Raw genomic sequence first — 21716 nt, 5'->3', positions numbered from 1 at the left:
AGAATTCATTCCGTCATCCAAAGCCATACTTGTATGCCATTAGCATGAACGGCGTGCAGATCTTCGCTGGCGGGCCGCGCGGCTTGCCGTGTTCGTTCGCTGTCTCCAGTTGGGGTAATTGTGAAGCGTCCCGGTTCTCCCGCATCGTCAGCGATGCGCCAGCAGTCTCCCCCATTCCATCACCGCGGTTTCTCCAGGCAAACCTGCGCGCTCGCGCTGGCAGGCGTGCTCGCGCTCGCGGCCTGCTCGAAGAAGGAAGCCGCGGCACCCGCGCCGCGCCCGGTGGTCGCGCTCGCCGTGCATGCGGACGGTCACGCGCTGCAGGCGGCGTCGCTGCCCGGCGAAGTGCAGGCGCGCTATTCGACGCCGCTGTCGTTTCGCGTCGCCGGCAAGATCATCGAGCGGCGGGTGCGGCTCGGCGACACGGTGAAGAGCGGCGAAGTCGTCGCATTGCTCGACCCGGCCGATGCGCAGAAAAACGCCGCGAGCACGCAGGCGCAGCTCGATGCCGCGCAGCACAACCTCGTCTACGCACAGCAACAGCTCGAACGCGACAAGGCGCAGGCCAAAGAAAACCTGATCGCGCCGGCCCAGCTCGAACAGACCACCAACGCGTACGCGTCCGCGCTCGCGCAGCGCGATCAGGCGCAGCAGCAGGCGGCGCTCGCGAAGAATCAGCTGCAATACACGACGCTCACCGCCGGTCATGCGGGCGTCATCACGGCTGAACAGGCGGACACGGGACAAAACGTGTCGGCGGGTCAGGCCGTCTACAACCTCGCGTGGAGCGGCGACGTCGACGTGCTGTGCGACGTGCCCGAGAGCGCGCTCGCCGCATTCGCGGTCGGCCAGAACGCGAGCGTCACGCTCGCCGCGCTGCCGGGCCGCAAGCTCAGCGCGCGCGTGCGCGAGCTGTCGCCGGCCGCCGATCCGCAAAGCCGCACGTGGCGCGCGCGTCTGACGCTGCTCGACGCCGGAGCCGACGTGCGCCTAGGCATGACCGCCGACGTCACGCCGGCCGTGCCGCTCACCGCGGCGGCCGCGCAGCACGGCGTGTTCACGCTGCCGGTCACCGCGCTGTTTCACGAGGGGCGCGAACCGGCCGTGTGGGTCGTGCGCGCCGCGGACAACACGCTCGAACTGCGTCGCGTAACTGTCACGCGCTACTACGAGCGCACGTTCGTCGTCAGCGAGGGCCTGAAAGATGGCGAAAGCGTCGTACTGCAAGGGGTGCACACCGTGAGCGCCGGCGAGAAAGTCCGCGCGATAGCGCCGCTGCATCCCGAGGACTTCGCTTCATGAGCACGGCGCACGAAGAAGGCCGCTTCAATCTTTCCGCGTGGGCGTTGCGTCATCAGGCGCTGGTGGTGTTCCTGATCGCGCTCGCCACCGCATTCGGCATCCTCGCCTACACGCGGCTCGCGCAGTCGGAGGACCCGCCCTTCACGTTCCGCGTGATGGTGATCCGCACGTTCTGGCCCGGCGCCAACGCGCGCCAGGTGCAGGAGCAGGTGACCGATCGCATCGGCCGCAAGCTGCAGGAGACGCCGTACATCGATTTCGTGCGCAGCTACTCGCGCCCCGGCGAATCGCTGATCTTCTTCACGATGAAGGACTCGGCGCCAGTGAGCCAGGTACCCGAGACGTGGTACCAGGTGCGCAAGAAAGTCGGCGACATCACGGCGACCTTGCCGCCGGGCATCCAGGGCCCGTTCTTCAACGATGAATTCGGCGACGTCTACACCAACATTTACACGCTCGAAGGCGACGGCTTTTCCGCCGCGCAACTGCACGATTACGCGGACCAGCTGCGCACGGTGCTGCTGCGCGTGCCGGGCGTCGGCAAGGTCGACTATTTCGGCGACCCCGATCAGCACATCTACATCGAGATCGCGAACACGCAGTTGACGCGTCTCGGCATCTCGCCGCAACAGCTCGGCCAGGCGATCAACGCGCAGAACACGATCGCGCCCGCGGGCACGCTGACCACCACGGACGACCGCGTGTTCGTGCGCCCGAGCGGCCAGTTCAACGACGTCAACGCGCTGGCCGACACGCTGATCCGCATCAACAACCGCACCTTCCGTCTCGGCGACATCGCGACCATCAGGCGCGGCTACGACGACCCGATCGTCACGCAGATGCGCTTCGGCGGCAAACCGGTGCTGGGCATCGGCGTGACGATGCAGCCGGGCGGCGACGTGATCCGCCTTGGCCGCGCACTCGATCAGCAGATGACCCAACTGCGCGCCGCGCTGCCCGTCGGATTGAATCTGGTCGAAGTATCGAGCATGCCGCATGCGGTCGCGCGCTCGGTCGACGACTTCCTCGAAGCGGTCGCCGAAGCGGTCGCGATCGTGCTGATCGTGAGTCTCGTATCGCTCGGCGTGCGCACCGGCATGGTCGTCGTGATCTCGATTCCGGTGGTGCTCGCGGTCACCGCGCTTTGCATGTACCTGTTCGATATCGGCCTGCACAAGGTATCGCTCGGCACCCTCGTGCTCGCGCTCGGCCTGCTCGTCGACGATGCGATCATCGCGGTCGAAATGATGTCGGTGAAGCTCGAGCAAGGCTGGAACCGCACCCGCGCCGCAGCCTTCGCATACACCAGCACCGCGTTTCCGATGCTGACCGGCACGCTCGTGACCGTGTCCGGATTCCTGCCGATCGCGCTCGCGAAGTCGAGCACCGGCGAGTACACGCGCTCGATCTTCGAAGTGTCGGCGATCGCGCTGATCGCGTCGTGGCTCGCGGCGGTCGTGCTGATTCCGCTGCTCGGCTATCACATGCTGCCCGAGCGCAAGCGGCATGCGCACGAGCCCGACGATCACGAACACGACATCTACGACACGCGCTTCTACACGCGCTTGCGCGGCTGGATCGGCTGGTGCATCGAGCGTCGCTTCGTGGTGCTCGCGATCACCGTGCTGCTGTTCGTGCTCGCGATGGCCGGCTTCTCGCTGGTGCCGCAGCAGTTCTTCCCGAGTTCCGACCGGCCGGAGTTGCTGGTCGATGTGAGGCTGCCCGAAGGCGCGTCGTTCGATGCAACGCTGCGTCAGGCGCAGCGCCTCGAACAGGTTCTCAAGGGGCGGCCGGAAATCGATCACTCGGTCAGCTTCGTCGGCACCGGCGCGCCGCGCTTCTATCTGCCGCTCGATCAGCAATTGCAGCAGCCGAACTTCGCGCAGTTCGTGATCACCGCGAAGTCGGTCAAGGATCGCGAGAAGCTCGCGCAGTGGCTCGAACCAGAGTTGCGCAACAACTTCCCGGCGATCCGCACGCGCCTGTCGCGCCTCGAGAACGGGCCGCCGGTCGGCTATCCGGTGCAGTTCCGGGTGAGCGGTGACGACATCGCGACCGTGCGCTCGATCGCCGAACGCGTCGCCGCGACGATGCGCGCCAATCGCGGCACGCGCAACGTGCAGTTCGACTGGGACGAACCCGCCGAGCGCTCGGTGCGCTTCGAGATCGACCAGAAACGCGCGCGCGAGCTCGGCGTGACATCCGCAGACATCTCCAGCTTCCTCGCGCTGACGATGTCCGGCTACACGGTCACGCAGTATCGCGAGCGCGACAAGCTGATCAGCGTCGATCTGCGCGCGCCGCGCGCCGAACGCGTCGACCCGTCGCAGCTGATCGCGCTCGCGATGCCGACGCCGAACGGGCCGGTGCCGCTCGGCACCCTCGGACATCTGCGCAACGACCTCGAATACGGCGTGATCTGGGAACGCGACCGCCAGCCGACCATTACCGTGCAGTCCGACGTGTCGGCCGGCGCGCAAGGCATCGACGTGACGCACGCGGTGGACCGCGCGCTCGCGCCGATCCGTGCGACGCTGCCGGTCGGCTACCGGATCGAGATCGGTGGCTCGGTCGAGGAAAGCGCCAAGGGTCAAACCTCGATCAATGCGCAGATTCCGATCATGGTGATCGCGGTGCTCACGCTGCTGATGATCCAGCTGCAAAGCTTCGCGCGCGTGCTGATGGTCGTGCTGACCGCGCCGCTCGGCCTGATCGGCGTGGTGCTGACGTTGCTGCTGTTCGGCCAGCCGTTCGGCTTCGTCGCGATGCTCGGTGTGATCGCGATGTTCGGCATCATCATGCGCAACTCGGTGATTCTCGTCGATCAGATCGAGCAGGACATCGCGTCGGGGCACAAGCGTTTCGATGCGATCGTCGGCGCGACCGTGCGGCGGTTCCGGCCGATCACGCTGACCGCCGCCGCGGCCGTGCTCGCGCTGATCCCGCTGCTGCGCTCGAACTTCTTCGGGCCGATGGCGACCGCGCTGATGGGCGGCATCACGAGCGCGACGATCCTGACGCTGTTCTATCTGCCCGCGTTGTACGCCGCGTCGTTCCGCGTGCGTGCCGACGAGCGCGAGCCGCAGACGCCGTCCGGTTCCGACGCCACGCACACGGGTAACTGAGCATGAGCACGAGCATGACTATTCCCGCCCTATCCCGCCGCCGGGCGCGCTTCGATGCGCTGGCCCGCACCACGCTCGCCACCGGCATCGCGAGCATCACCTGCCTGCTCGGCGCCTGCTCGTTCGGACCGAACGGCGACGCGCCCGCGATGCCGGAGCCCGCGCACTACGGTGCCGAGCCGCTGCCGACGCAAACCGTGCCCGCGCAGGGCATCACGCAGCAGTTCGTGACCGGTGCGCAGCCGGTGCCCGAATGGTGGAAGCTGTACCGCTCGGAGGCGCTGAACGCGCTCGTCGACGAAGGCTTGCGCAATAGTCCGACGCTCGACGCGACCGACCGCAGTCTCGCCGCCGCGCGCGAGCAGTTGCGCGCGCAGGTCGGCAGTTCGCTGCTGCCGACCATCGACGCCGGCGGCCAGGCCACCCGCAATCGCGCGCTCGCGATCCCGGAGATCGGACCGAACACGTTTCTGTACAACGTGTTCGTCGGCCAGTTGCAGGCGCACTATACGTTCGATCTGTTCGGCTCCGCGCGCCTCGCGAACGCGGCGCTCGCCGCGCGCGTGAACGTGCAGGTCTACCAGCTCGAGGCGGCGCGGCGCGCGCTCGCGGCGAACATCGTGACCGCGACGATCACGAGCGCCGCGCTGCACGCGCAGATCGATACGACCGGGCGGCTCGTGGTCCTCGCCAACGATCAGGCGCGCGATACCGAACGGCGCTTCGCGCTCGGCGCGGTCTCGCATGCCGATCTGCTGAACGCGCAGCAGAGCGCGGCGAGCGTGTCGGCGAGTCTGCCGGCGCTGAAGCAACAGTGGCTCACCACGCGTCACGCGCTCGCGGTGCTGCTCGGCCGCACGCCCGATGCAGCGCCCGACGACATCGATCTCGCGCAGTTGCATTTGCCCGAGCAGGTGCCGGTCGTGGTGCCGTCGGAGCTGCTGCGCACGCGGCCGGACATCGAGGCCGCCGACGCCGCGCTGAAGGCCGCTGCGACCGATGTCGGCGTCGCCACCGCGCAGATGTTCCCGAGTCTGTCGCTGTCGGCATCGATGGGACAAGGCGGGTTTAGCTGGCCGGTCGCGATGTCCGGTGCGGGGGCGATCTGGAGCATCGGCGCGTCGCTGTCGCAGCCGCTGTTCCATGGCGGCGCGCTGCTCGCGCAGCGTCGCGCGGCGCAACACGCGTACGAAGCCAGCGTGTCGCAGTACAAACAGACGGTGCTGGCCGCGTTCCAGAACGTCGCCGATACGCTCGCCTCGCTCGAGCACGACGCGCAGTCGCTCGATGCCGCGAACATCGCCGCGCGTTCGGCACAGGGCGTGTTCAACGAGACGTCGGCGCGCTATCGGCTCGGCTCGCTGCCCGTCGCGGCGACGCGTTCGAGCGAGCAGCAATGGCGCAATGCGCAGCTCGACGAGATCCGCTATACGAGCGCGCGGCTGACTGATACGGCTGCGCTGTTGCAGGCGATGGGCAATCCGCCGCTCGATCAGGGCGGGACGTCGTCCGCGCCGGCGGCGGCGGCTTCCACTGCCGCGTCCGCGTCGGCGTCCGTCGGTACACCGAACCCGACCGCATCCGACTAAACCTGGGATTCCCTATGGAACGCCGCGCACTTATCCCCAGTTCGTGTTGATGAGCCTGTTGAAAACCGTCTGAAAAACGGGCTAACGCATTGAGCGCGCGGAGATTTGCGGATGAGGTGCGAAATCGCACAGCATGTGCGCGTGACGGAGTTTTTCGCCGCGCCAGCGCCTGGGATCCCTCAACGTTATCCCCAGTTTGTGTTGACAGACTTGTTGATAAGCCTGGGGCGGAGCGTCTAAGTGCTTGAGGCGAATCGCTTTGTCCCGCGCGTTACTGGGCGCAGCAATTTCGAAGCAACGACGCGCTCAAGCGGACTCACGACCGGAAAATATCGGCCCACGCCGTTATCCACAGAATGTGTTGAAAGACCTGTTGATAAGGCCTGGAGATCGCGCCCAAGTGCTTGAGCGCGCGATGGATTCAGGCGACGATGCATTCGCGCACGCATCGCGCAAGAACGAAGGATAGGTCAGGAATCCGACCCGAAGGGGTGAACGCGTGCGCGGCCCGCCGAAGCCGACCGCGTACGCGCTGTCAAAAACATCAAGGCTTGTTCGACTCGAACAGATCCATAATTTGCTTCTTCTCGGTCGTCGACACGCTCGGCGGCGGCACCACCGGCGGCGTCATGCCCGCCGGCCCGACACCGCCCACCGCATCGGTCGCGCCGGCCATCGGATTGCTCGTATCGAGACCGATGCTCGCGACGAAGCCTTGCCCCGGCAACTTGTCACTGAAGAACAGCTCACCGTCCACCACCGTCACGCCGTCGGGTTGCGGCGGCTCGGCCTGCGGCACACCGCGCAGCGCGCGCTGCATGTACTCGACCCAGATCGGCAGCGCGAGCTGCGCGCCGAATTCGCGACTGCCCAGACTCTTCGGCTGGTCGTAGCCCATCCACGCGACCGCCACCAGCGACTGCTGATAGCCGGCGAACCAGCCGTCCTTCGCGTCGTTGGTCGTGCCGGTTTTGCCCTGCAGGTCCGAGCGCTTCAGCACGTTGGTGCCCGCCCCCGTACCCGCGGTCGCGACCGAGTGCAACAGGCTGTTCATGATGTACGCGTTGCGCGGCTCGAGCGTGCGCGGCGCGTCGTGCCCCGCGACGAGCGGCTGCGCGCGCGAGATCGCCACGCCACGCGCGTCGGTCACTTCGTTGATCAGATACGGATTGATCCGGTAGCCGCCGTTCGCGAACACCGAGTACGCGCCCGCCGACTGCAGCGGCGTGACGAGGCCCGCGCCGAGTGCCATCGGCAGATATGGTGGGGTCTTGTCGGCGTCGAAGCCGAAGCGCTGCGTGACGAAGTCCTGCGCATACTTGGTGCCGATGAACGACAGGATGCGGATCGACACGAGGTTCTTCGACTTCTGCAGCGCGAGGCGCATCGACATCGGACCATCAGGCTGGTCGTCGTCCTTCGGCTCCCACGCGTCGCCGCCCGGCGTGCTCGGCGGGAAGTACAGCGGCGCGTCGTTGATGATCGTCGCCGGAGCGAGACCCTTGTTGAGCGCGGCCGAATAGATAAACGGCTTGAAGCTCGAACCCGGCTGGCGCCACGCTTGCGTCACGTGGTTGAACTTGTTCTTGTTGAAGTCGAAGCCGCCGATCAGCGCACGGATCGCGCCGTCCTGCGGCGTCAGCGACACCAGCGCGCCCTCGACCTGCGGAAGCTGCGTGATCTGCCAGTTGCCCTTGTCGTCGGCGACGAGGCGCACGATCGAACCCGGCCTGATGCGCAGCGGCTGGTTCGCGCGCGGGCTCAGCGCGGCAGCGACGAAGCGCAGGCCGTCGCCCGACACCGTCACCTGCGTGCCGTCGACCAGTTGCGCGACCACCTGCTTCGCGTTCGCGGCCGTCACCACGCCGGCGATGATCTCGCCGTTGTCCGGGTGATCGGTCAGCGCGTCGTCGATCGTCTGGTCGCGGTCGTCGCCGGCCTCCGGCAACTGCACGTACCCTTCCGGTCCGCGATAGCCGTGGCGCCGCTCGTAGTCCATCACGCCCTTGCGCACCGCGCGATACGCGGCGTCCTGGTCGGCGGAATCGATCGTCGTCGTGACGTTCAGGCCGCGCGTGTAGGTTTCGTCCTTGTACTGCGCGTACATCATCTGCCGCACCATTTCGGCGACGTACTCGGCATGCACGCTGTACTCGTTGCCCGGATTCTTCGTGTGAATCTCTTCCTTCACGGCCTGGTCGTACTGCTCTCGCGTGATGTAGCGCAGTTCGAGCATGCGTCGCAGGATGTACTCCTGACGGATCTTCGCGCGCTTCGGATTGACGACCGGGTTATAAGCGGACGGCGCCTTCGGCAAGCCCGCGAGCATCGCGGCCTGGGCCAGCGAAATGTCCTTCAGGTCCTTGCCGAAGTACACGCGCGCGGCCGCGGCGAAGCCGTACGCGCGCTCGCCCAGATAGATCTGGTTCATGTACAGCTCGAGGATCTGGTCTTTCGTCAGCGCGCGCTCGATCTTGTACGCGAGCAGCATTTCGTAGACCTTGCGGGTGTAGGTCTTCTCGCTGGAGAGGAAGAAGTTGCGCGCGACCTGCATCGTGATCGTGCTCGCGCCCTGCGATGCGCCGCCATGCGCGAGGTCCGCAAAACCGGCGCGCAGAATACCGAGGAAATCGACGCCGCCGTGTTCGTAGAAGCGGTAGTCCTCGATCGCGAGCACCGCTTTTTTCATCTGGTCGGGGATATCCTGGAAGCGCACGAGGCTGCGGCGCTCCTCGCCGAATTCGCCGATCAGCACGTGATCAGCGGTGTAGACGCGCAGCGGCACTTTCGGGCGATAGTCGGTGAGCGCGTCGAGCGACGGCAACTGCGGCCCCATCACGACGAGCGCATAGCCGACGATCAGCGCGCCGATCACCGCGACGGTCGCGATCAGCCCGAAGAACCACAGCACGAGCGAGGCCCCGATCGAACGACGGCCGTACTCGGCGTCGCGCGAAGCGGCGTTGCGTCCAGGGGTGCGTTGATGGGAGTCCCGGTCTTCACCGGCCGGAGAATTCGAGGAATGCGGTCGTTTGATGATTGGCATGACTGGAGTAATGGGCCCGCAACTGCGCGCCTGTCTGCACGCGCGCATGGCGCGCATGGGTCGTGATCGACATCCGGGCCGGGACGTACGCCGCCCTGCGGACCTTGCCCCCGGCCGGCCGCACGGCACGCCTCCGACCATGTCCGGCGCAACGTAACAGCGCATTTTAAAGAAATCGGCAGCGGTCCAACGCAGTTTTTTTGTAAGAATTCCCTTCGACGGCCGCCTTTTCCTAGTAGGGCTCTGTAATTTCGCGCAGTGCGGATTGCAGCGTGCGTGCGAAGCGCGGTTTATGCGGGGTTATCAACATTTTCTGTTGAAAGGGCTGTGGACAAACCGGCCGCAATCACTACAACTCATTGATGTCACGGGATTTTCGCATCACGCTTATTCCGTGGCGGCGCAACTCGTCATATGATGAACCCCGCGCACGTCTTTCGATGCGCGCGACGGGGACCCAGCGGCGGGTTCCAACGGCAGCTCCGTTGACGGGTTCCGACACCGTATCCGGGGGCACGCGCCGACCCGCCCATGCCAACAAGACTGCGAGTCGATCATGTCCAAGCCCAGCGAGCGCATCGTCGTATTCGTCACGACTGCGCAAAAACGTGCGATCACCGCTACTGCGGAGGAACTGGGCATCAGCGTAAGCGAACTGATGCGGCGCGCGGTGCTGAGCTTCGGCGCGACCAGCGAGCAGGTCAAGGCCGCGAGCATCGTCGACCGGCTGCGTGCGCCGCGCGCGCCCGATGCGCTGAACGCGGCGCTACAACGCGTCGCGCGCGGTACCCGCTATGCGCGCGCCGCGCTGCCGGCATCGCTACAAGCGCCTGACAAAGATGCGGCAGGCGCGGCTACCGGTGCCGCCAATACCGTGAACCCGGCCGCGGTGCCGCAAGCCGGTCGCCCCGCCGTCGCAGCCGACTCTGCCGATTCCCCCGCCCCGCTGCTTCCCGCAGGTGTCGCCGCCGCGCTCGCCGCCGAGCAGGACGAACAGGCCGCGGCCACCGCCGAAGCGGTCGCGCGCCTGACCGCGGCACGAGCCGCCGACAACGCCGAAAACACCGAGACGGACGCGATCGAACAAGCCGCGTCGCAACGGCTGTCCAGCACCTCGGCGCGTCTGCGCAACTCTCTGAAGCGCCGCCCCAACGAGCCCGCCCCCGACGACGACGAACCGCACAGCGACCCGAGCGCCGAAGGCGGCCGCTTCGCGTGACCGAAAGCGTGACGGAAAATTACCGAGCATCGAGCCCCGGGCACTGCATCCGGGCGAACAGGCGGGGGTTCGCAACGCGACCCCGTTGCATATCGTTACATCAGTGACACCCGTGTGAACCGCTGCTCGATAATGCCCGCACACACGTGCAAACAGTGGCTTTCCAGCGTCGTTCGAGCTTCGTAAAGGCCGCATCGTTCAAGCCATCTTTAAGACAGCCGATGGTGTAATATCCGCCGTCAAGTCCATGCCCGTCGCGGCTTTCCATCGTCCAGGCAAGCCTCGACCCGGCATTGCGCCCCAACAAAAACGGAGCGCGCTATTGCAATTGGCAAGTGCGCCCCGAACTCCGGTCCGAACGTTGCGCAGCATCGCGCGCGGCGGCGTAAAGTAGCAGTAGTTCAAAGCAGTCAGGGGCGCACGCATCGTCGGCGCCGCTCACATTCTCTGGAGGTTTTCATGTCGCTTTTTGACAGCATTTCGCGCACGCTCAAGGGTCTTCTGAACGATGCGGCTGACTCGGTGCAGGATCCGTCGCGTGACTCGCGCCAGATCGTGCGCGAACTCGACGACAGCATCGGCAAGGCCGAGAACTCGCTGATCGAGATTCAGGCGCAGGTCGCCACCCAGCAAAGCAAGCGCGATGTTGCCGCGGACAAGGCGAAGAAGTATGAGGACGGTGCTCGCCGTGCACTGCAATCCGGCGACGAAGCGCTCGCGCGTGAAGCGCTCGGCGCGCAGGCCACCGCCGAAGCCGAACGCGATGCACTGACGAAAGAACTGACCTCGCTGGAGCCGTCGGTCGCGCAACTGAAGAGCCAGATCGACGACATGCGCACGCGCCGCAACGACCTGAATGCGCGCTCGAACATCCTGCAAGCCAAGCAGCAGATCGCGCAGGCGAAAGATACCGCGGCCACGGCACTCGGCGGCATCGGCGGCAAGAACCTGTCCGAAGATTTCCAGAAACTCGAAGATAAAGTCGCGCTGTCGAACGCGCGTTCCGACGCACGTCTGAACTCCGCCGACGAGAAAAGCGGCAAGGCGCTCGACGACAAGCTCGCGGATCTGAACCGCGGCCCGTCCATCGACGACCGGCTCGAAGCGCTGAAGAAGCAGCTCAATACGCCGGCGCAGTAAATGCTGGATGCGTGTACCGGCTCCACGGCAACTACGCACAGCAGGTACGCGCGGCAATGACCGCAGAAGTAGCAGTAGATGCCGGTGCGCTCGCTCCTGAACGCACCGGCATATCGGCCGCCGCAGGCAGCCACCGCAATCGACTGATGGAGACGGGCGCGCGCCGCCCGGTCCGCAAATGAAAAAACTTTTCGCAACCGCTTTCGCTTCGCTGCTGCTCGTGTCGGCCGCGGCGTTCGCGGTGCCGACCGCTCAGCAAATCGAATCGGCGATGGCGCAGGGCAACTGGCAGCAGGCCGACGCCGGCCTCACCGAAGTGTTGCAAGCGCATCCGAACAACGCACACGCGCACTATCTGTACGCCCAGGTGCTCGATCGCGAAGGCCGTTCGGCCGAGGCGCTCGCGCAACTCCAACAGGCGAAGACGCTCGATCCGCAGATCCGCTTCACCGACCCGAGCCGCTTCGCGCAAACCGAAGCGCGCCTGCGCCGCGACGCAGAACGCGCGGGCAACAACGTCACCCGTCACGCCGCCAATCCGTTCGCGCAGCAGAATGCGCCTGCCGTGCAGCAACAGTCGGCGATGATGTCGCAAGCGCAACTACGGCATGGTCCGGGGGTGGGTATGTGGATCGGTATCGTTGTTCTGATCGTCGCGATCGCGTTCGTGCTGCGCTGGACCTTGCGCCGCGCGCGCAGCCAGGAAGACACCCGCGCCGACGATGACCGCCGCGCGCAATTGAAGCGCGCAACCGACATGCTGAACACCGTGCGCTCGATCAAGCTCGACGTGAAGCTGTCCACCGCGCCGGGTCACGAGCTGCTCGAGAAAGACGTCGAAGCGACCGAAGAGCAGTTGCGCGGCACCGTCGAAACGCTGTCGAACGGCAAGAATCCGCTGCCGCCTTATGCACTCGACGAGTTCGAGCAGCGCATCGCGAGCCTGCGTGCGCGCGCCGACGGCAGGCCCGATCCGACCGCCGCGTCGGTGGGCACCGGCCAGCAATCGGCGTATGCGCAGGAGGCCGAACGCTTCGGCAATCCGCAGCCGCCTTATCCGCAACAGGGTCCGGTTCAGCAGCAGCCGCAGGTCATCGTGCAGCAAGGCGGTGGCATGGGTGGCGGCATGGGCGGTCTGCTGACCGGCGTGCTGCTTGGCGAGGCGCTCAGTCATGGGCGTGACCGCGTGATCGAGCGCGACGTGATCGTCGACCCCGACGAACTGCGCCGGCGCGGCAACGACGGCGCAAACGGCGGCGGCCTCGACTTCGGCCAGGGTTCGAACGACTGGAACGATGACGGCACCGGCGGCGGCGTCGACATGGGCAGCAACGACGATTCCGGCGGTTGGACCGATACCTGATCGAATTCAATCGATCCGCGTCGAATGAAACACAGGCTCCGTCGCGGAGCCTGTTTTTTTGCCTGCCGGTTTTGTGTACCGCTTTCGTTTATTTCAGGCCCGCGCCGATTCGGCCTGGCTACCCTCGTGCTGCGCGAGCACGACCGCCCCCGCGAACAGCCGCACGATGAAACGCTCGGCGTAATCGATCAATGCGTCGCGGCGCGCGTCGTTCGCGTCGATGTATTCAGCGGATAGATGAAACAGTTGCAGCACGATCTGCGTGCAGACCTCGTCGACGGTCTCCCGCGCGAGTTGCGGCATCAGTTGGAGCTGCACGACGTCGTCCGCCATTTCCGCCGACACCTCGTGCAGGTTCGCGCGCACCGCTTCGCGCAAAGCCGGCGACATGCCGTGATATTCGGCCAGCGCGCTCAGGAACGCCTCGCGGTTCGCCAGCGCGAATGCGAAAAACGCGACGCATGCGCGCCGTGGCACGCTGTGCGGTTCGTCGTGCGCGGCGAGCCAGCGCTCGCGCCGCAGCATCGGCCGAAGCCGACGGCTCACGGCGGCGACGGCTTCGCGCGCGAGTTCGTCGAGCGCGCTGAAATGACGGTAGAACGTGTTCGGATTGAGCCCCGCCTCGCGCGCGAGCTCGCGCAAGCCGAGGCTCGCGAAACTGCGGCCGCCGGCGGTCAACCGCAGCGCGGCTTCGATCAGCTTGCGCTTGCCGGGCGGCAACTCCGGACCGGCGACGGACGATGCTTCGGGGACAGTGCTCATCGTGCGTTCAATCATCGCGCGATATACGCGTTTAATAGCTGCACTCTAAACGATCTTGACGCGATGTGTACGCTTGTCTACCCTGCGCGATAAGCCATGTATAGACAGGTGTAGACGCGCGTTTCGGCCCCGGCCGTCCGCGCCGCGCGAGCCCGCCGCGCCGTAGCCGCTGTCGCTTCACCCCCGCTTTCGCCCGTGCCGGAGACCGTCGTGACGCCTGCCCCCTCCCCTTCATCCACCGCGCCGCGCATTGCGATCGTCGGCAGTGGCTTTGCCGGCATCGGCATGGCGATCCGTCTGCAGCAGATGGGCATCACGTCGTTTACCGTCTACGAGGCGGCGAGCAGCATCGGCGGCACGTGGCGCGACAATACCTACCCCGGCGCGGCCTGCGACGTCCCCTCCCATCTGTATTCGTTTTCATTCGAGGCGAACCCGGCGTGGTCGCGCTCGTTCAGCAGCCAGGCCGAAATTCTCGCGTATCTTCAGCACTGCGCGCGCAAGTACGGCGTCGATCGCTATGTGCGTTGCAATGCGAGAGTGAGCGCCGCGCGTTTCGACGAAGCGCGGCAGATCTGGCTCGTCGAACTCGACACGAACGGCGCGCGCGAAATCATCGAGGCCGACGTGCTGATCGCCGCGAACGGTCCGTTGTCGCGTCCCGCGCTGCCGCGCATCGCCGGCATCGAACGTTTCGAAGGCAAGCTGTTTCATTCGGCGCGCTGGGATCACGCGTATGCGCTCGACGGCAAACGCGTCGCGGTAATCGGCACCGGCGCGAGCGCGATCCAGTTCGTGCCGAAAATCCAGCCGCGCGTCGCGCATCTGGACCTGTTCCAGCGCACCGCGCCGTGGGTGATGCCGAAGCGCGACAAGCCGATCGGCCCGCGCGCGCAATGGCTGTTCCGTACGCTGCCGTTCACGCAGCGCTTCGTTCGCAGCGCGATCTATTGGCAGCTCGAATCGCGTGGGATCGCGTTCGTCGTCAATCCGAAGCTGATGGAGATGCCGATGAAGTTCGGCCTCAGCTATCTGGAGCGACGCGTCAAGGACCCGGCGCTGCGCGCGAAGCTCACGCCGAACTACCGGCTCGGCTGCAAGCGCGTGCTGCTGTCGAGCGACTATTACCCGGCCGTGTGCCAGCCGAACGTCGATGTCGTGACGAGTGGCATTCGCGAGATCGTCGCGGATGGCATCGTGACCGAGGACGGCGTGCACCACCACGCGGACGCGATCATCTGCGGCACCGGCTTCCAGGTCAACGACGTGCCCGCACCGTTCGAAGTGACCGGTCTCGACGGCACCGACCTCAGCACGCTATGGCTACGCGATGGCCCCGAGGCCTATCTCGGCACGAGCATCGCGAACTTCCCGAACTTCTTCATGATCGTCGGCCCGAACACGGGGCTCGGCCATAACTCGATGATCTACATGATCGAGTCGCAACTGCGCTACATCGGCGATTGCCTGCGTGTGCTGCGCAAACGGAATGCGCGCACGATGACCTTGCGCGCGGACGTGCAGCGCGATTTCAATGCGCGTTTGCAGCAGGAGATGCGGCACGCGGTATGGACGAGCGGCTGCCATAGCTGGTATCAGACGCACAGCGGCAAGGTCACCGCGATCTGGCCCGGCTTCACGTTCAGCTTTCGCAAGCGTACGCGGCGCGTGCGGCCGCAGGATTACCGCTTCGCGCGTTGAATCGGCGCCGCGCGGAGGCAGGCGCAGTCACTGCCCTCCACCGCCGCTCAGCAACCGCAACAGCTCCCATAGAAACTTCACGATGATCACGATCAGTTCCCACAGCCGATAAAGCGGCTGCCAGTCCAGCACGCGCAGAAGGGACTCGATTATCGCCATCGTCAGAAGAAGTGAAGGCGCTCAACGCGTCGCGCAACCTCAAACCGCCATCACGGCCCGCTTGCGCTCCGCGCGCTGCATGAAGAAGTTCGCCGCGACGACGCCGACCGTGACGACTGCGATGAACAGCGTCGCGAGCGCATTCATCTCCGGGTTCAAGCCGAGGCGCACGCGCGAGAACACGACGAGCGGCAAGGTCGTCGAGCCGGGACCCGACAGGAACGCGGACAGCACGAGGTCGTCGATCGACAGCGTAAACGACAGCAGCCAGCCCGACACCAGCGCCTGTGAAATCAGCGGCAGCGTGACGGAGAAGAACACGCGCAACGGGGTCGCGCCGAGGTCGAGCGCGGCTTCCTCGAGCGACGGATGCAGCTCCCGCACGCGCGACTGCACGATGATCGCGACGTACGAAATACACAGCATCACGTGACCGATCCAGATCGTGAAGATGCCGCGTTCAGCCGGCCAGCCGATCCAGCGCGCCATTTCGATGAACAGCAGCAGCAGCGAGATGCCCTGAATCACCTCGGGGATCACCAGCGGCGCGTTGATCATGCCCGTGTACAGCGTGAAGCCGCGAAAGCGCCCCATGCGCGCGAGCACGAAACCGGCCCACGTACCGATGATCACCGACGCGAACGCCGTCAGCAAGCCGATCCGCAGCGACAGCCATGCCGACGCAATGAGTTCGTCGTCCCGCAGCAGCGCCGCGTACCAGCGCGTCGAAAAGCGCGTCCACACCGTGACCAGTTGCGATTCGTTGAACGAATACACGACGAGGCTGACGATCGGGATATACAGAAACAGAAAGCCGATGCCGAGAGCAATCAGCTGCAGCATGCGATTCGGTTTCATTGGCGGCCCTCCTCCAATGCCTTCGCCTGCGCATGCTGGAACAGCGCCATCGGCACCAGCAGCAGCAACACCATCGCACAGGTGACGGCGGACGCCATCGGCCAGTCGGCGTTGTCGAAGAACTCGTTCCACATCACGCGGCCGATCATCAGCGTGTTCGCGCCGCCGAGCAGCTCAGGAATCACGTACTCGCCGACCGCCGGAATGAACACCAGCAGACAGCCGGCGACGATGCCGTTCTTCGACAGCGGCAGCGTGATCTGCCAGAACGCCTTCCACGGCTTCGCGCCGAGGTCGTACGCGGCTTCGAGCAGGGTGAGGTCCATTTTCACGAGGTGAGCGTAAAGCGGCATCACGAGAAACGGCAGGTACGAATAGACCATGCCGATATAGACCGCCGTGTTCGTGTGATACAGCTCGATCGGCGAATGGATCAGGCCGACCGACATGAGGAAGTTATTCAGCAGCCCGTTGTTCTTCAGAATGCCGATCCATGCGTACACGCGGATCAGGAACGAAGTCCAGAACGGCAGCATCACGGCCATCATCAGCAGATTGCGGGTGGCTGCATTGGAGCGCGCGATGTAGTACGCCATCGGATAGCCGATCAGCAGACACAGCAAGGTCGAAATCGCCGCAACCACGACCGAATTCACATAGGTTGCGAAGTACAGGCTGTCGGTCAGCAGAAACGCGTAGTGCGATAGATCGAGCGTGATGTGCAGCGCGCCTTCCGCGAAGGTGACGAGCTGCGTGTACGGCGGAATGCCGAGCTGCGAATCGGCGAAGCTGATCTTCACGACCAGCAGGAACGGCACGAGAAAAAACAGCAGGAGCCAGATGAACGGCCCCGCCACCACCGCGCTACGTCCCGTGAGCTTCAGACGCCGCACCGGCCACGCGAAAAACGAGCGAAGCGCTTCTTTCATGACGTCAGCACCACGCCGGCCGATGCGCTCCAGCGCACGTAGACTTCGTCGCCCCAGGACGGCGGATCGATTTCGGTGAGCGCGAGGCTCGTCACGTTCGCGATCACGGTCTTGCCGCCCTCGAGCTTCACGTGATACAGCGAATAGCCGCCCATGTACGCGATATTCGTGACGACGCCCTTGCCCCAGTTGTACGCGCCCTCGGGCGGCTTGCGCGTGAGCGCGATGCGTTCGGGCCGCACCGAGATCGTCACCGGCATGCCGAGCGGACCGGTGATGCCGTGATTGACGTGCAAACGGCAAGTCAGATCCGGCGTTTCGATGAACACGTGATCGGGTTCGTCCTCGACCGTGCGGCCTTCGAACAGATTGGTCGAGCCGATGAATTCCGCCGAGAAACGGCTGTTCGGATACTCGTAGACTTCATGCGGCGTGCCGAGCTGCACGATCTGGCCTTCGCTCATCACGGCGAGGCGGTTGGCCATCGTCATCGCTTCTTCCTGATCGTGCGTGACCATCATGCAGGTGACGCCGACCTGGTCGAGAATGTTGACGAGCTCGATCTGTGTGCGCTGGCGGATCTGCTTGTCGAGCGCCGACATCGGCTCGTCGAGCAGCAGCAGCTTCGGCCGCTTGACGAGCGAGCGCGCGAGCGCCACGCGCTGCTGCTGCCCGCCCGACAGCTGGTGCGGCTTGCGCTTCGCGAAGCGGCCCATTTGCACGAGTTCGAGCGCGTTGTGCACGCGGTCTTTCAGCTCGGCCTTCGGCACGCCCTCCTGCTTCAGGCCGAACGCGACGTTCGCCTCGACCGTCATGTGCGGAAACAGCGCGTACGACTGGAACATCATGTTGACCGGCCGGCGATACGGCGGCAGTTGCGCGAGGTCTTCGCCATCGATCAGGATCTTGCCCGACGTCACGGTTTCGAGCCCGGCCATCATGCGCAGCAAGGTCGACTTGCCGCAGCCCGAACTGCCGAGCAGCGCGAACAGCTCGCCCTTCTTTACCGTCAGGTTGACCCCTTTGACCGCGACGGTCTCGCCGAACTTCTTCACGACGTCGACGATCTGGATAAACTGCTCCGCTGCGTCTCCCGTAACGGCGCTCGGGCCCGTCGACGGCACGGCCGTCCCGGCCAGCGCGCCCGGCTGGTCACTACTCATCATAATGCTGCTTCACTCCGGCGTTTGACGAACAAAGCCCCCGGTGAACACCGAGGGCTTCATAGGCTTCTTATCTGTTTGTTGTTGCCACGCTTAGCGGCCGGACTTGAACTCGGTCCACAGTCGCGTTTGCAGCCGCTGGATTTCCTGCGGCAGCGGTTTCAACAGGAACAGCGTCTTGATGGTTTCCGGCGACGGGTACACGGCCGGATCGTTCGCGACGTCCTTGTCCACGTACTTGCGCGCTTCCATATTGACGCTCGGGTAGTACACGGCGTTGGTGATCGCGGCGTGCACCTGCGGCGTCTCGATGTAGTTGATCCACTCGAGCGCGGCTTCCTTGTGCTTCGCATCCTTCGGAATCGCCATCACGTCGAACCACACCGGCGCGCCGCCCTTCGGCACGAAGTACTCGATCTTGTACGGCTTCTTCGCCTCGATCGCGCGATGCTTGGCGATCACGACGTCGCCCGACCAGCCGTACGCGAAGCAGACATCACCCCCGACGAGGTCGTTGATGTAGCCCGACGAGTTGAACTGCGTGATGTACGGACGGATTTTCTTCAGCATCTCGAGCGCGGCGCGGTAGTCGGCCGGGTTCGTGCTCATCGGGTCCTTGCCCATGTAGTGCAGCGCGGCCGCGAACATCTGGTCCGGCGCGTCGAGCACCGACACGCCGCAGGCCTTCAGCTTCGAGATGTTTTCCGGCTTGAACAGGATGTCCCAGTTATCGAGCGGCACGTCCTTGCCGAGGATCTGCTGGACCTTCGTCACGTTGTAGCCGAGGCCGGTCGTGCCGTACGCCCAGGGCACCACGTACTTGTTGCCCGGATCGGCGCCGGCGACGAGCGCCATCAGCGACGGGTCGAGGTACTTCAGGTTCGGCAGCTTCGATTTGTCGAGCGGCTCGAAGATGCCCGCGGCAATCTGCTTGCCCGCGTAGTTGCTGGTCGGCACGACGATGTCGTATCCCGAGTTGCCGGTGAGCAGCTTCGCCTGCAGCGTGTCGTCGCTGTCGTAGTTGTCGTACTTGACCTGAACGCCGGTCTGTTTCGTGAAGTTCGGGATCGTATCCTTCGCGATATAGTCGGACCAGTTATACACGTTCAGCTGCGTATCTTTCGCAGCGGCCGTCAACCACGGCGCCGCGCACAAGATCAGCGCCGCCACATGCCCCACTATCCGTTTGTTCATCCCGTTCTCCGCTCCCGTCGTCACTCAAGCCGCGCCCTCGCGCGCACGGCCCCCTGAAAACCCCGAAAACTACCACCAATTATTGCCCACTCCAAAAAAAACCCGGAGCTGTCGCGCAAACGGTACAGGCTGTGGCCGCACCCTTGCAAAATGGCCGCAATTTTAACGGGTTATCGGCGCGTGTCTACCGGAAAATACGCGCGCCGCGGTCGCGCTTTCCCCGCGCTGGCGCAGGTTGCGGGGGTTTCGTCGCGGCGCTGTTATCTGCCTGTCAGGTCGGCGTCGGCTCGCGCTTCGCCGGGGCGCCGCTCACGCCCGCGCGGGTGCCGGACGGTGCAGGTAGGTGCAGAGCCGCGTCGGCGCGGCAGCGCACCTTTCATGCGCACCGGCTTCGCCACGACGGCTCGATTGCTCCTATCATGATCCTTTGATGCGGATTGCGCGACGTCGTCGCGCGACGGCCGGCCAGCCGCTGCGCGACTGCGATGGGCATATCACTTGCAACAGGATGCGTTTCCCAGAAGCTCTGGCACGATGAACACCAATCCTTTCGCGATGCGTCCCAACCGGCGCCGGCGTCTGCCGGGTGAGCCGACGCGTCCGGCGCACTGGTTCTCGTTCCTCGGCGCCGGCGCGCTGATCGCGGTCGGCTATATCGACCCCGGCAACTGGGCGACCGCGCTCGGCGCCGGCGCGGGCTACGGCTACGGCCTGCTCGGCATCGTGCTGCTGTCGAGCATGATGGGGATGCTGATGCAATGGCTGTCGTCGCGCCTTGGCGTCGTGACCGGGCGCGATCTTGCGCAGCTGTGCCGCGAGCGCAATGGCCGGCGCGCGACGCTGTTCCTGTGGCTGACGAGCGAAGTCGCGATCATCGCCTGCGATGTCGCCGAGGTGGTCGGCAGCGCGGTCGCGCTGCAACTGCTGCTCGGCGTGTCGCTGACAGTCGGCGTCCTGATGTCGGCGGTCTGCACGTTCGCGCTGCTCGCGCTCCAGCACAAGGGCGGCCGCCGGCTGGAAGCGGTGATCGCCGCGCTGATCGGCTTCGTCGGCCTGTGCTTCGTCGTGCAGCTCGCGCTCGCGCGGCCCGACTGGCACGCGGCGCTGGCCGGCACCGCGCCGAGCATCGAGCTGATCAGAAACGCGGGCATGCTGTGGCTCGCGGCGGGCATCGTCGGCGCGACGGTCATGCCGCACAACCTGTATCTGCATTCGGCTCTCGTCAAGCATCACGCGCCCGACAGCAGCGACGCGCAGATCAAGGCCGCGCTGCACGTCGTCAATCTCGATACCTTCGGCTCGCTTGCGTTCGCGTTCGTGATCAACGCGGCGCTGCTGATCGTCGCGGCCGCCGTGTTCTATGCCAGCGGTCATCGCGACGTGACCGATCTGGCCGATGCGCATCGGCTGATCGCGCCGCTCGTCGGCAACCGCTGGGCCGGCATCCTGTTCGCCGCGGCACTGCTTGCGTGCGGACTCAGCGCGACGGTCACCGGCACGCTGGCCGGTCAGGCGGTGATGGAAGGCTTCCTGCGGCTGCGCTTGCCGCGCTGGAAACGCGCACTGCTCACGCGTGCGCTCGCGATCGGGCCGGCCCTGCTCGCGGTGGGCATGTTCGGCCAGCATGGCTCGAACCAGTTGCTGGTCGCGAGCCAGGTCGTGCTGAGCCTGCAATTGCCTCTCGCGGTCGTGCCGCTGATCCGCTGTGCGTCCGATCCGGCGCTGATGCGCGGCTGGCGCGTGCACGGCGTGCCGCTGGTGCTGTCGTGGCTATCGGCGTGGTTCATCATTGCGCTCAATGGCGCGCTGATGTGGCAACTGGCGACCGGGGCATGACGGCAGCCGCGCACGTCGGTGCGCGGGTATCGTGAACTTCGCATCGCGCTGAGCGCCGCGTGCAAGGCACGCGCCGCACATCGGTTAACATAGCGGGACTTCGCCCCCCGCCCCAAGGTTTCCGATGACTTCGAATCTCCACGATCTTCCCGACAGCCCGTGCATCGGCGTCTGCTCCACGCTCTTCGACGAGGTCTGCAAAGGCTGCGGCCGCACCGCGGCCGAAGTGTCGAACTGGGTGTTCCTCAGCGACGAGGAAAAACGCGCGATCTGGACCCGGATCGAACGGGAAGGCACGGCGATGCGCTTTCAGAACGACAAGGTGTGAGC

Annotated in this window: 15 protein-coding genes; 9 read left to right on the top strand and 6 right to left on the bottom strand. The window is 65.4% G+C overall.

The genetic code is table 11. From position 1 onward, the window contains the following. Window positions 1-153: 153 nt before the first annotated feature. The 3 genes from ACLFKU_RS01900 to ACLFKU_RS01890 are packed head-to-tail and all read left to right on the top strand — an operon-like array spanning window position 154 to window position 6016. Window positions 154-1302 carry an efflux RND transporter periplasmic adaptor subunit gene (locus ACLFKU_RS01900; protein WP_368587077.1) on the top strand — a complete coding sequence of 383 codons (1149 nt, stop codon included), beginning with the start codon at window positions 154-156 and terminating at the stop codon, window positions 1300-1302. After that, the gene (locus ACLFKU_RS01895) at window positions 1299-4427 is read left to right on the top strand and encodes an efflux RND transporter permease subunit (RefSeq protein WP_410847985.1); all 3129 of its coding nucleotides are present in this window, start codon (window positions 1299-1301) and stop codon (window positions 4425-4427) included. Before ACLFKU_RS01900 ends, ACLFKU_RS01895 begins: the two co-directional genes overlap by 4 nt. 14 nt (window positions 4428-4441) lie before the next feature. Next, window positions 4442-6016, top strand: coding sequence for an efflux transporter outer membrane subunit (locus tag ACLFKU_RS01890; RefSeq protein WP_410847984.1), 1575 nt, complete (start codon window positions 4442-4444; stop codon window positions 6014-6016). A 544-nt stretch (window positions 6017-6560) separates the two neighbouring features. Here ACLFKU_RS01890 and ACLFKU_RS01885 read toward each other — a convergent pair. Next, a complete protein-coding gene (locus tag ACLFKU_RS01885; RefSeq protein WP_410847983.1) occupies window positions 6561-9062 on the bottom strand; it encodes a penicillin-binding protein 1A in 2502 nt (833 codons plus the stop codon). Window positions 9063-9618: 556 nt separating this feature from the next. On the opposite strand from ACLFKU_RS01885, the gene ACLFKU_RS01880 reads away from it, so the two are divergent. The 3 genes from ACLFKU_RS01880 (at window position 9619) to ACLFKU_RS01870 (ending at window position 12784) form a co-directional block, all read left to right on the top strand. Beyond that, window positions 9619-10281: a hypothetical protein gene (locus ACLFKU_RS01880; protein ID WP_410847982.1), complete on the top strand. Its 663-nt coding sequence runs from the start codon at window positions 9619-9621 to the stop codon at window positions 10279-10281. 459 nt (window positions 10282-10740) lie between these two features. Next, complete coding sequence (locus tag ACLFKU_RS01875; protein WP_368587082.1) at window positions 10741-11421, top strand: PspA/IM30 family protein; 681 nt, start codon at window positions 10741-10743, stop codon at window positions 11419-11421. A gap of 178 nt (window positions 11422-11599) precedes the next feature. Continuing rightward, on the top strand, window positions 11600-12784 hold the full coding sequence (locus tag ACLFKU_RS01870; protein WP_410847981.1) for a tetratricopeptide repeat protein: 1185 nt from the start codon (window positions 11600-11602) through the stop codon (window positions 12782-12784). A 93-nt stretch (window positions 12785-12877) separates the two neighbouring features. On the opposite strand, the gene ACLFKU_RS01865 is transcribed toward ACLFKU_RS01870, so the two are convergent. After that, window positions 12878-13546: a TetR family transcriptional regulator gene (locus ACLFKU_RS01865; protein ID WP_368587084.1), complete on the bottom strand. Its 669-nt coding sequence runs from the start codon at window positions 13544-13546 to the stop codon at window positions 12878-12880. A gap of 210 nt (window positions 13547-13756) precedes the next feature. Here ACLFKU_RS01865 and ACLFKU_RS01860 point away from each other — a divergent pair, with 210 nt between their 5' ends. Then, a complete protein-coding gene (locus ACLFKU_RS01860) occupies window positions 13757-15247 on the top strand; it encodes a flavin-containing monooxygenase (protein WP_410847980.1) in 1491 nt (496 codons plus the stop codon). Between the two features lie 198 nt (window positions 15248-15445). On the opposite strand, the gene ACLFKU_RS01855 is transcribed toward ACLFKU_RS01860, so the two are convergent. From ACLFKU_RS01855 to ACLFKU_RS01840, 4 genes are all read right to left on the bottom strand, one after another. After that, window positions 15446-16264 (bottom strand): ABC transporter permease subunit, encoded by an 819-nt coding sequence (locus tag ACLFKU_RS01855; RefSeq protein WP_368587086.1) that lies wholly within the window; start codon window positions 16262-16264, stop codon window positions 15446-15448. After that, on the bottom strand, window positions 16261-17193 hold the full coding sequence (locus ACLFKU_RS01850; protein ID WP_410847979.1) for an ABC transporter permease subunit: 933 nt from the start codon (window positions 17191-17193) through the stop codon (window positions 16261-16263). The genes ACLFKU_RS01855 and ACLFKU_RS01850 overlap by 4 nt, the downstream gene beginning before the upstream one ends. Continuing rightward, window positions 17190-18356 carry an ABC transporter ATP-binding protein gene (locus ACLFKU_RS01845; protein WP_368587088.1) on the bottom strand — a complete coding sequence of 389 codons (1167 nt, stop codon included), beginning with the start codon at window positions 18354-18356 and terminating at the stop codon, window positions 17190-17192. The genes ACLFKU_RS01850 and ACLFKU_RS01845 overlap by 4 nt, the downstream gene beginning before the upstream one ends. A gap of 93 nt (window positions 18357-18449) precedes the next feature. Next, the gene (locus tag ACLFKU_RS01840; RefSeq protein ID WP_410847978.1) at window positions 18450-19550 is read right to left on the bottom strand and encodes a polyamine ABC transporter substrate-binding protein; all 1101 of its coding nucleotides are present in this window, start codon (window positions 19548-19550) and stop codon (window positions 18450-18452) included. Window positions 19551-20084: 534 nt separating this feature from the next. On the opposite strand from ACLFKU_RS01840, the gene ACLFKU_RS01835 reads away from it, so the two are divergent. Continuing rightward, window positions 20085-21386 (top strand): Nramp family divalent metal transporter, encoded by a 1302-nt coding sequence (locus ACLFKU_RS01835; RefSeq protein ID WP_368587090.1) that lies wholly within the window; start codon window positions 20085-20087, stop codon window positions 21384-21386. A gap of 124 nt (window positions 21387-21510) precedes the next feature. Beyond that, the gene (locus ACLFKU_RS01830) at window positions 21511-21714 is read left to right on the top strand and encodes a DUF1289 domain-containing protein (protein ID WP_013089654.1); all 204 of its coding nucleotides are present in this window, start codon (window positions 21511-21513) and stop codon (window positions 21712-21714) included. Window positions 21715-21716: the final 2 nt, after the last annotated feature.

This window comes from Paraburkholderia sp. EG304, assembly GCF_046543485.1.
Lineage (GTDB): Bacteria > Pseudomonadota > Gammaproteobacteria > Burkholderiales > Burkholderiaceae > Paraburkholderia > Paraburkholderia youngii.
This window is presented reverse-complemented; position numbering and strand designations above follow the sequence as displayed.